Origin of the sequence: Photobacterium sp. GSS17, assembly GCF_028621875.1 — a bacterium.
Lineage (GTDB): Bacteria > Pseudomonadota > Gammaproteobacteria > Enterobacterales > Vibrionaceae > Photobacterium > Photobacterium ganghwense.
In genome coordinates this window covers 3,249,577-3,260,964 of the sequence record NZ_CP117517.1, presented here as the reverse complement: position 1 = coordinate 3,260,964, position 11,388 = coordinate 3,249,577, and the positions used below count along the sequence as shown (strand labels likewise).

General features: G+C 55.3%; 7 protein-coding genes and 1 riboswitch. Of the genes, 2 read left to right on the top strand and 5 right to left on the bottom strand.

Annotated elements, in window-relative coordinates; all coding sequences use genetic code 11:
* Positions 1-47: 47 nt before the first annotated feature.
* The gene (gene lysC, locus PGW97_RS14810) at positions 48-1,352 is read right to left on the bottom strand and encodes a lysine-sensitive aspartokinase 3 (RefSeq protein ID WP_242551874.1); all 1,305 of its coding nucleotides are present in this window, start codon (positions 1,350-1,352) and stop codon (positions 48-50) included.
* A 204-nt stretch (positions 1,353-1,556) separates the two neighbouring features.
* Positions 1,557-1,749, bottom strand: a riboswitch (Lysine riboswitch).
* Positions 1,750-1,994: 245 nt separating this feature from the next.
* Between lysC and PGW97_RS14805 the strand changes: the two genes are divergently transcribed.
* The gene (locus tag PGW97_RS14805; protein WP_273857583.1) at positions 1,995-3,113 is read left to right on the top strand and encodes a pyridoxal-phosphate-dependent aminotransferase family protein; all 1,119 of its coding nucleotides are present in this window, start codon (positions 1,995-1,997) and stop codon (positions 3,111-3,113) included.
* A 149-nt stretch (positions 3,114-3,262) separates the two neighbouring features.
* On the opposite strand, the gene PGW97_RS14800 is transcribed toward PGW97_RS14805, so the two are convergent.
* Together PGW97_RS14800 and uvrA are read right to left on the bottom strand one after the other, a co-directional pair.
* Positions 3,263-5,032, bottom strand: a complete 1,770-nt coding sequence (locus PGW97_RS14800; protein ID WP_273857582.1) for a PglL family O-oligosaccharyltransferase — start codon at positions 5,030-5,032, stop codon at positions 3,263-3,265.
* A gap of 87 nt (positions 5,033-5,119) precedes the next feature.
* The gene (uvrA, locus tag PGW97_RS14795; RefSeq protein ID WP_273857581.1) at positions 5,120-7,963 is read right to left on the bottom strand and encodes an excinuclease ABC subunit UvrA; all 2,844 of its coding nucleotides are present in this window, start codon (positions 7,961-7,963) and stop codon (positions 5,120-5,122) included.
* 268 nt (positions 7,964-8,231) lie between these two features.
* Between uvrA and PGW97_RS14790 the strand changes: the two genes are divergently transcribed.
* A complete protein-coding gene (locus PGW97_RS14790) occupies positions 8,232-8,780 on the top strand; it encodes a single-stranded DNA-binding protein (protein ID WP_207103448.1) in 549 nt (182 codons plus the stop codon).
* A gap of 144 nt (positions 8,781-8,924) precedes the next feature.
* Here the strand turns inward: PGW97_RS14790 and PGW97_RS14785 are convergent, their stop codons facing one another.
* Complete coding sequence (locus PGW97_RS14785) at positions 8,925-10,124, bottom strand: putative manganese transporter (RefSeq protein ID WP_273857580.1); 1,200 nt, start codon at positions 10,122-10,124, stop codon at positions 8,925-8,927.
* A 337-nt stretch (positions 10,125-10,461) separates the two neighbouring features.
* On the bottom strand, positions 10,462-11,346 hold the full coding sequence (locus tag PGW97_RS14780) for a LysR family transcriptional regulator (protein WP_047887022.1): 885 nt from the start codon (positions 11,344-11,346) through the stop codon (positions 10,462-10,464).
* Positions 11,347-11,388: the final 42 nt, after the last annotated feature.

The window sequence follows — 11,388 nt, the reverse complement described above, 5'->3', positions numbered from 1 at the left end:
GAAAAAGGCGCTCATCATGAGCGCCTTTTTTGTGTCCCGAACTTGGGTTACTTCGCGGCCTCAAACAGGGCGGCGTGGAGGGTTTTAACCACTTCGCGCGATTCGCTGGTTTTGACCAGGAAACACAGGTTGTGCGGGCTGGCGCCAAAGCAGATCATGCGCGGACTGTAGTTGTCCAGCTTGCCAAAGACCTGAGTGGCTGCTCCCGGGGCTTCGCCCAGTTTGTTGCCGATAAGTGCAACCAGGCACAGATCCTGTTCCACTTCCACACGGCACAGCTTGCTGAGAGCCTCTGTTGCTGCGGCTGGCAGGCTTGGTGCACCGCCGCCGGTGTTGGTCTGATCCAGGGTCAGTGAAACGCTGACTTCAGACGTTGTGATCAGATCAACAGACACCTTATGTTCACCAAGGATGCGGAAGACTTCTGACAGGAAGCCGTAGGCATGGAACATATTCAGGCTGGTCAGGGTGACCAGGGTCTGGTTGCAGCGCAGGGCCAGTGCCCGGAATTTTGGTGGCTGGGCCACGTGCTGGCGAATCCAGGTTCCACCTTGTTCCGGTGCTTTTGAAGAACCGATGAACACCGGAATTTGCTGGCGGATGGCTGGCAGCAACGTCGACGGGTGCAGAATTTTTGCCCCGAAGTTAGCCATTTCAGAGGCTTCACTGAAGCTGATTTCCTGGATTGGCATGGCGTTGGCTGTAATACGCGGATCGGTGCTGTACATCCCCGGAACGTCGGTCCAGATCTCCAGAATTTCTGCACTGATAGCTTCGGCAACCAGTGCTGCACTGTAATCGCTGCCGCCACGGCCCAGCGTCGTTGTCTGGCCGGTTTCATCAGAACCGATAAAGCCCTGAGAGACAATAATTTGATCAGACTGGAGCAGCGGTTGCAGTTGCTCACTGGCCAACTGGCGAATTGCATCCACATCCGGTACGGCTTTGCCGAACTGGCTATCGGTACGCATTACCGGGCGAATATCAAAACGGGTAGCTTTAGCCCCCATTTCGTTAAGAATTTGGGTAAAAAGAAAAGTCGACAGTAATTCGCCGTGGGCGACCAGCTGATCGGTCAGTTGCACGGAAGGGGCGCTGGCAGTTTGCTTGGCCAGGGCTTCAACGTCTGTCAGAAGTTGGTCGATCTCAGCTGCTACCGCTTCCGGGTGAGTCAACTGATCAATGATCGATTGGTGAATCGTTCGAAGTTGTTGTAGCCGTTGTGAGCGCTGCTCGTTGTCGGCAATTCCATTTGCTAATTCAACCAGCAGATTGGTTACGCCGGAACACGCACTGATTAATACCACTTTAGCAGCTGGGTTGTCCTTGATAATCGTTGCGCTTCGACTCATGGCGGCATGATCGGCTACACTGGTGCCGCCAAATTTCGCTACAGTAATTGGTGGAGGAACAGTAAAGTTAGTATTTACAAAGCTCAAAACAAGGTCTCCCAATCAGAAGTGTAAAAACGTTCTTAAATTTAGGGGGAATGACCCGGGATCAAGATCCCGACGCAAATGTCAGGAGAGCAATAAGGTAGGATGTAGTCAGGTACAACAACCAGAAGCTCCCCACCTTTCCACTACCTATATCGTCTGGAAAGGTGACAGCCAGAAGGATTCAACCTTCCAAGCCGATATGCCATGCCCCCTGTCACAACATATCTCGGCGCTACTCCCCCTCTCCAGACTGCCTTGGGGTGGGGCCCCGCAATCCTAGATACCTGGGTAACGCTCCTCTTCTGTCTGCCCCTGAGATAAGGTGCATCTCAGGATGAACAAAAAACGTGCTCTATTGAAGCGGATTTGAGAGTCTTTTGTCAATCATGGCGGGGCAGAATATGCAAAATAATTGCAAATTTTTTGTCTTTCCCGGACGGAGGAATCGCAGGGGGCAAAAACAGCGCTGTCACAAGAGACGCAACTTGCGATCAGACCTGATATAGTCAGTACGTACCTTACACCAACAGGCCTTACCATCAGGGAGAAATAATAATGACAATTGGTAGTTTTTATCCGCCACAGCGTACACTCATGGGACCGGGTCCATCAGATATTTATCCGCAGGTGTTACAGGCCCTGAGTCGTCCGACCATCGGTCACCTGGATCCGCTGTTCATCGGGATGATGGATGAGCTGAAACAGCTGCTGCAATATGCTTTCCAGACAACTAACCCGTTCACGATTGCGGTCTCTGCGCCTGGCAGTGCCGGGATGGAGGCTTGCTTTGTGAACCTGGTTGAGCCGGGCGACAAAGTGATTGTCTGCCGCAACGGTGTGTTTGGTGACCGGATGCGTGAAAACGTGGAACGCTGCGGCGGTGTTGCGGTGATGGTGGACAACGCCTGGGGTGAACCGGTTGATCCGCAGTCAGTGGCTGAAGCCCTTGAGGCACACCCGGATGCGAAGATTGTCGCGTTTGTCCACGCTGAAACGTCGACCGGTGCGCTGACTGATGCCGAGGCAATCGCTAAGCTGGCACGTCGGCACGATTGTCTGACTATCGTGGATGCGGTGACCTCGCTGGGTGGCGTACCGCTGCTGGTGGATGAATGGCAACTGGATGCGGTGTACTCCGGCAGCCAGAAATGCCTGTCCTGTGTGCCTGGTCTGTCGCCTCTGACGTTCTCTCCGCGTGCGGTGGAGAAAATTCAGAGCCGTCAAAGCAAAGTACAAAGCTGGTTTCTCGATCAAAGTCTGGTTCTGGGCTACTGGAGCGGCGAAGGTAAACGCAGTTACCACCATACAGCGCCGGTAAACAGCCTGTATGCCCTGCATGAAGCGTTGGTGCTGCTGAAAAATGAAGGGCTGGAAAATGCCTGGCAGCGTCACCGTGACGTCCATCTGGAATTGCGTGAAGGATTGGAACAACTGGGTATCGAGTTTGTGGTTGATGAGGCATACCGCTTACCACAATTGAATGCGGTGCATATTCCTGCCGGGGTAGATGATGCGCAGGTGCGTAAAACCCTGCTGGAACGTTATAATCTGGAAATTGGTGCCGGACTGGGCGCGCTGGCAGGTAAAGCCTGGCGGATTGGCCTGATGGGCTATGCTGCACGCAGCGAGAACGTTGCGCTGTGCCTGAAAGCGCTGGAGTCGACCCTGAAATAAGTGTCGGCCTGTTCAGTCAGGCTCTTTCGTTTTGCTACTGTTCGGGCAGGCGCTGCCCGGAACAGGCAGGTCGAGACCAAAACGGCTACCTTCCGGTAGCCGTTTTTTATGGCTGTGTCCTATGGAGCGGATGCTTGCTCCGGGGGCACCTAGTCAGTGACTGCGGGAGGAGCCGTCAGGACGACCGCACCCGATGTGACAGGTTCTGCTTTAGCGGCTGGCGCAAAAATCTGCCCTGGGAACAGGTAGCGGGCTTCCTGTTGTACCTGCTCGGCCAGCGCGGTTTCACCGAGATGCTGGTACGCAGCAATCAGGTTTTGGTACAGCGTGGGGCGTGGCCAGATCAGGGCTTTTTGGCGAGCCCATGCAATATACGTCTGAATCAGTGCCGGGTTGGCGGTGGCAATCCCAACCTGCAGCTGGGTGACGTGCAGATCCCACTCAAATCGATCCTGCCAGGCCCATGGATTGTTGACCTTCAGCAGGTAGTCAATATTGGCCGGTTGGCGGGTCTCAAACTGGGTTAATTGATGGCCCGAGTACAGGGTAGTGGTCATGAAACCAGTGGTGAGCACCGGCAGGATCAGAACCAGTCCCCGAATGGACAGCACATACTCCACCTGACGGCGGTAGTATTTGGCGGTCAGATTGTCCACCCAGTAGATCAGGATAATGAACATCACCCAGTGCGGTAGGGAGTGGTAAAACGGATACTCCAGCTGGGTATGTAGGGTAATCGGCAAGAACAGGCCAACCAGTGCTAATTGGGTGCCAGCCCGGGCTTTGCGGATTTTCAGAAAGACGGCGGCGGCGGCCAGCAACAGTCCCAGTAACGGCAGGATGCCCCCTTCTGCAGCCCAGTAAGCCAGTTCATTATGCGGGTGATCCAGCGAAGGCATACCATAGGGCTTGCTCGGGTCCTGATGGTGCCACTGCGCTGTTTGGGTCACATAACTGGTTTCGAACCGGCCATAGCCATAGCCTGACAGCGGTTTGGCCAGGAACATATTCACGGCCTGAGGAATGTGCATGGCACGCGGGCTGATCAGGCTGAGGCGTTCTTCCTTGGGGGCCCAGCCGGTGTGCTGGTTTACCTGCCAGGAAACACTCAGTCCCATTACCACCATCAGCAGCCACATTCGCCACTGGGCTTTGGCGGCAAACCGGCGCAGGTAAGGAATCATCAGCACCACACCCACGGTGGCTCCCAGCCAGCCGGTGCGGGAACTGAGTACCACCAGGATAGGTAGGGTAACCACCGGCGTCAGTAGCAAGATCAGCTGCAGCCAGGACCATTTCCCCCGATACATAGGCAGCCTTGCCAGCAGATAAGCCGAGAGCACCAAGCCGGTTGCCAGAAAACTGGCCATCACATTGGGTTGCTGAAAAATACCGTACGGGCGGTTTTCTAGCGTGTTGTAGCCGATCGGGTTGCCCGGCTCCAGCCACAAAAACTGTACCCAGCCAAAGCCCGCTTCGAGCCAAACGCCCAGCAAAATCAGCCACAGCAGACGCTGCCGCTGTTTATGGGAAAACGCAAACTGCTGCAGGCCGACAAAAAACAAAAAGCCGGCCCATAAGCCAATCAGACGAGGCAGGGCAGTAGCGCTATTGGCCTGCGGAAACAGCACCGGAATAGTCAGCAGCAAACAGCAGACGAACAGCACCAGGGTTAGGCGGGAATAGCGCCATACCCGCTGGCGACAGATTTCCAGCAGGCCGAAGGCGATAGCAAAGCTGAACGGGATCCAGCTCATCGCATTGAATGGCAAGTTCAGGCCAGCACCGCCCGGGTTGTGCTGAAAATAATGCATGGCCAGCAGGAACAGGAAGCCCAGTGAGGCCAGAAACGGTTTGACCATGGGTTTGCTGATCCCCTGCTCGGCAAGTCGCGTGCCTTTTACATGTAAAACAGTCATGGCTGTTCCGTCTGTCACAGGGTGAAAGAAATAAAACCGGGCATCATGGGCCCGGTTGTCCTATCTGAATGTTGGAAGCGGCCAGCTTCAGCTCGCCGCAGTGAGTGCCGGTAACAGCGGCTTCAGGAAGCGGGCGGTATGCGAGCCTTCAACCAGTGCCACCTGCTCCGGTGTCCCGGTTGCAATAATTTCACCGCCGCCACTGCCGCCTTCTGGTCCCAAATCGATGATCCAGTCTGCCGTTTTAATAACATCAAGGTTGTGCTCAATCACCACGATGGTGTTGCCGTGATCTCGCAGGCGGTGCAGCACGGTCAACAGCTGCTGAATATCATGGAAATGCAGGCCGGTAGTCGGCTCATCCAGAATATACAGTGTTTTACCTGTATCGCGTTTGGACAGCTCACGTGCCAGTTTGACCCGTTGGGCTTCCCCGCCGGATAAGGTGGTCGCGGCCTGACCGAGACGGATATACGATAACCCGACATCGATCAGCGTCTGTAATTTTCGCGCAATCGCTGGAACTGCATCAAAAAATTCGCGGGCATCCTCGACGGTGAGCTCCAGCACTTCATCGATGGTTTTGCCTTTATAGCGAATTTCCAGGGTTTCGCGGTTATAGCGCTTGCCCTTACAGACATCACACGGCACATACACATCCGGCAGGAAGTGCATTTCCACTTTGATCACCCCGTCGCCCTGGCAGGCTTCACAGCGTCCACCTTTCACGTTAAAGCTGAATCGACCTGGCTTGTAGCCGCGGGAGCGGGATTCCTGCGTACCGGAAAACAGCTCGCGGATCGGAGTGAAGATCCCGGTGTAGGTCGCCGGGTTGGAGCGTGGGGTCCGGCCGATCGGGCTCTGATCAATGTCGATCACTTTGTCGAAGTGCTCCAGATCGCGGATCTCGCGGTAAGGAGCCGCATCGCCACCAGCTGCGCCGTTGAGCTGGTGGTGAGCGATCTTAAAGAAGGTGTCATTGATCAGGGTTGACTTGCCGGAGCCGGAGACCCCAGTCACGCATGTCAGCAGACCGACCGGAATCTCTGCGTCGACCTGCTTGAGGTTGTTGCCGCTGGCCCCCAGCAGTTTTACGGTGCGGGCCGGATCCATCTCCACCCGCTGTTTGGGCACGGCGATCATCTTTTTGCCACTCAGGTACTGGCCGGTCAGCGAGTCGGCGTTGCTGAGAATGTCATCCAGTTTCCCTTCGGCAATGATGTTGCCGCCGTGCACCCCGGCCCCCGGGCCAATATCTATGATGTGATCGGCAGTACGGATGGCATCTTCGTCATGCTCGACCACGATCACGGTATTGCCGAGATCTCTGAGATGAGTCAGGGTTTTGAGGAGTCGCTCGTTGTCGCGCTGGTGGAGACCGATAGACGGTTCATCAAGGACATACATGACACCGACCAGACCGGCACCAATCTGGCTGGCCAGGCGGATTCGCTGAGCTTCCCCGCCCGACAGGGTGTCGGCACTGCGGGACAGGTTGAGGTAGTTCAGTCCGACGTTGACCAAAAAGTGCAGGCGATCTTTGATTTCTTTCAGGACTTTTTCGGCAATTTTCGCTTTCTGGCCGGTCAGGCTCAGCTCGTCGAAAAATGTCAGCGCGCCGTTGATGCTCATCTCACTGATCTGAGGCAGTGTGGTGTTGGCGATGAACACATTGCGGGCTTCCAGACGCAGGCGTGAGCCGCCACAGCTGCTACACGGTTTGGTGGAGACAAATTTAGCCAGTTCTTCTCGGACGGAGTTGGATTCGGTCTCGCGGTAGCGGCGCTCCATGTTGTTGAGGATACCCTCAAACGGGTGGCGGCGAACCGTGATATCTCCGCGATCATTGATGTATTTGAATTCGATCTCGGTGCGCCCGGAGCCGTTCAGAATGACGTCCTGCACTTTTTTCGGCAGCTCACCAAACGCTGCTTCCACATCAAACCCGTAATGATCCGCCAGCGATTTCAGCATCTGGAAATAATAAAAATTGCGCTTGTCCCAGCCGCGAATCGCACCGCCGGCAAGGCTCAGCTCATCATTCTGGACGACCCGGCCCGGATCAAAAAACTGCTGTACGCCCAAGCCGTCACAGGTGCCGCAGGCACCGGCCGGGTTGTTGAAGGAGAACAGGCGGGGCTCCAGCTCCTGCATGCTGTAACCACAGTGCGGGCAGGCAAAATTGGCAGAGAATACGATTTCCTCATGTTCACCGTCGGTCATCGGGCTGACCACGACGGTGCCGCCGGACAGCTCCAGTGCGGTCTCAAAGGATTCTGCCAGTCGCTGCTGCAGATCGTCGCGCACCTTGAAGCGATCCACCACCACTTCAATGGTGTGTTTTTTGTGTAACTCCAGGGTCGGAGGATCGGACAGATCGCATACCTCGCCGTCGATCCGTGCCCGGATGTAGCCCTGAGCAGCCAGGTTGGCGAGGGTTTTAACGTGCTCCCCCTTGCGCTCTTTGACTATCGGGGCCAGCAGCATCATCTTGCTGCCTTCCGGCAGTTCCAGCACTTTATCGACCATCTGGCTGATGGTTTGCGCGGCCAGTTCGACGTTGTGGGTCGGACAGCGCGGCTCACCGACGCGAGCATAAAGAAGGCGCAGATAATCGTACACTTCCGTGATGGTGCCAACAGTAGAACGCGGGTTATGGGAGGTCGATTTTTGTTCAATCGAAATCGCCGGCGACAACCCCTCAATGTGGTCGACATCCGGTTTTTCCATCAGTGACAGGAACTGGCGGGCGTAAGCCGAAAGGGATTCGACATAGCGGCGCTGTCCTTCGGCATACAGGGTATCAAAGGCCAGAGAGGATTTCCCCGAACCCGACAGGCCGGTAATAACAATCAGCTGATCCCGTGGCAGAGTAAGGGAAATGTTCTTCAGGTTATGGGTCCGGGCACCCCTGACTTCAATTTTGTCCATAATGATGCGCTTAGTGACTGACGTAGTTGTCCGGCATTATTGCATAGCCGCCGGGGGCTTAAAAGAGAAGGCTGTATAAAGATACAGTGAAGTGTATGCAAATCCACCGTTCGTCTGGTATGCTTAGCAGCTAGAATTTGCGGCGCAATACCCAGCTTCAGCCCTGTTCGCAATGGGGGGAAGCATGATAGACTGCGCGATTAAGTATAAACTTTCAATAACGGTGCTTGTGGTAAAAGCAGGCCCGATAATGAGATCGGAGTGAACTATGGCCAGTCGTGGCGTAAACAAGGTTATCCTGGTTGGTAACTTGGGTAATGATCCGGAAATCCGTTACATGCCGAGTGGTGGTGCAGTTGCAAATATTACCGTTGCCACCTCTGAGACTTGGCGTGACAAAAACACCGGCGAGCAGCGTGAAAAAACAGAATGGCACCGTGTAGTGCTGTTCGGTAAGCTGGCGGAAGTGGCGGGTGAATACCTGCGCAAAGGTTCGCAAGTTTACATTGAAGGTCAGCTGCAAACGCGTAAATGGCAAGACCAGAGCGGCCAGGATCGCTTCTCGACTGAAATCGTCGTGCAGGGTTACAACGGCATTATGCAAATGCTGGGTGGCCGTCAGGGTGGCCAGGGTATGGGCGCCCCTATGGGTGGTCAGCAGCAGCAAGGTGGTTGGGGACAGCCGCAGCAGCCAGCTGCCGCACCACAGCAGCAGAGCTACGCGCCTCAGCAACAGTCTGCCCCACAACAGCAGCCTGCGTCTCAGCCTCAGTACAATGAGCCGCCAATGGATTTCGATGACGATATCCCATTCTGATTTAGAATGTGCGAGCCATACAAAACCCCGTTACGACGGGGTTTTTTGTTATCTGGACAAGAGAAATTCTGAGGTGCTAGGTGCTAGGTGCTAGGTGCTAGAGGCTGATTTTGGCTTCTGGCTCACCGATTTTCGGTTGACGACTCACTCAAAGAAAATGAAGTAGCCATACGCTACCACCAGAGCAGGAACCGATGAGTAGAGAGTTGCCACCAAAGCGGCTTTGGGGGCCAGTGCAATGGCAGGGAATAAAGCATCCCCGTCATTGCTGATGGCGTTCCCAAGCTGTGCTGAGAGCGGAATGGAACCGGACAGATACAGACTGGTGACCAGAATCTGTGGGCCACAGCCGGGCAGCAGGCCGATGGCTACGCCCATCAGTGGCAACAGCAGGGCCCAGTTAGCGAAGATCTCTGACAGATTGATACCGGTCCAGTAGATAGTGAGCTCAAACAGCAGGAAAGCGCCGATGACCCAGCTGGTGACAAAGTTGGTGTCCTGTGCCACGCGCTGAAAAAGGTTGGCGGTTCGCGCTTTGGGATCCTCAGAAACGGCGGACTCATAGTCGGTGATATCGCGGCTGGTGGCCCACAGCAGCATGGCGCAAAGTGCGGCTGCGGCTCCCGCGATATTGGTGGTGTTGGCTGGCAGGCTGAACAGCTGATCCGGGTCGATCTGCAGCGATCCCAGGATAGCAATGGCGCTGGCTGGCAGTAGCAACCACTGCCAGAACCGGCCTTGCAGGCGGCTGACCGGTTCGCTGATTGGGGCAATGTGGCGTGAGTGGCCATCAGCCGTTGACTGTGTATCACGAACCGGACGCATAAATGCGGTGCCGTGCAGGCGATCGACAATCATGCCGGAAATCAGACCCACCACAAAACCGACGGCGATGACAGCCAGCGCAGTAGACGGCTCTGCCGCCAGTAACAGGAAGGCGGCATCGCCCATGGTCGCAGTCAGCACCGCCACGACCGCCCCAAAACTGAGTTTGCCCCTGACAAACTGGGTGATCACCACAATGGCGCCACCACAGCCGGGTAAGGCCCCCATCGCTGAGGCAAACAGCACCTGAAAGCGGGCGCTCTGGGCCAGCATCAGACTCAGTTGGTTATTGTCTTTGTTCAACCTAGCGGCAATGGCGTGGTACAGCGTCAATGTAGCAGCTACATACGCTGCTACCTGCCAGAATGCATCAGCCATGACTCCGACAGTGATTGCTCGGGTGGTGGGCGAAGCGGTAAGTAATGCGATCAGAATCACCGGAAGGATCAGGCGTTTGTTGGCCAGTCGCCATGAATGCTGCTGTATGTGCCGACTGAGTGTCTGCTGAAAAGATGTCATTGCCGCCTCCGGAGCCTGTTTGTGATTCCTTATCATTTAAACGCAACTGATAATTATTATCAATTGGTTTTTGTGGTTATTGTGTCGAATAACGGGTCGCCCTGTTGGTGAGCAGGGCTCTATCACAAATTGTAGGGGCTGGTGGGCGAACAGGCCGATTATTCCTGGTCTCTGAGCCTGTTTTACCGACGTCTGAGTGTCAGTGATCACGACCGGCTCAGACTCGGACGGCATGGCTTCAGTCAATCTATTGATTTACCCATGTATCCATTTATTCATAACCGGTTATCTGTTACTGGATGACTGGCATTACTGCATCATGCGAACTGGTACTGGGCTAATTAGCCGGATTGGCTTTGGCCTTGATGAAGTCAATGAACAGCTTTGTTTTGACATGGTTATAGTCGAGTTTGGGGTAATAGGCATACGCGGAGCTGACCGGCTGCTTCAGCTGCGGCAGTACCGGCACCAGCAGGCCCTTACTCAGTTCACGGCGAACCGTATTTTCACCAATCAGAATGATCCCCATCCCGGCGACTGCTGCGGCAACCAGGGCTTCCGGATTCTGGGTGGTGAAATTGCCCGTCAGCCGCAGACGCAGGTTGTTCTCGAACACATGCTCCTGTTCATGGCCGTGCGTGCCGAACAGCAGGCAGTTATGCTCTGCCAGTTGTTCAGGAACCTCGATGGCCGGACGACCTTCCAGATAGCTCGGGGCGGCATAAAAGCCGGGCTGGAAATCAAACAGTCGGGTTGCGATATAGCTGGAAGAATTAAAGTCCGTCAGTGCCTTACTGATAAAAACATCCAGATTGAGGTCCGGCAGCTGGCCCGGGGTCACGGTATGCAGCTCCACCTGAATTTTCGGGTAGGCCTCAATGAACTCAGCCAGGTAGTGCACCAGCAGGCGGCTACCGGTTGCCAGCGGCGCCCCGATGCGTAGCACCCCGCTGACTTCACCATAGGTTGAGGTGGTTTCTGCCAGCAACTGGTGCCAGTCATCCAGCAGGCGGGCGCTGCGTTGATAAAACAGCTTTCCGGCGTCGGTCATGGTCAGGCTGCGGGTGGTGCGCTTGAGCAGTTGCACGCCCAGCTGTTTTTCCAGCCAGGACAGGCGTTTCGACAGTGCAGAGCTGGAGGTGTTGAGCTTGTTCGCGGCCTGTGCCAGAGAACCCTGGTTAACGACCATGACAAAGCTGTTGGTGCAGGTGATCCAATCCATGTTTTGACGTACCTATTTTGACGTAGCTATGTTGACATTGCT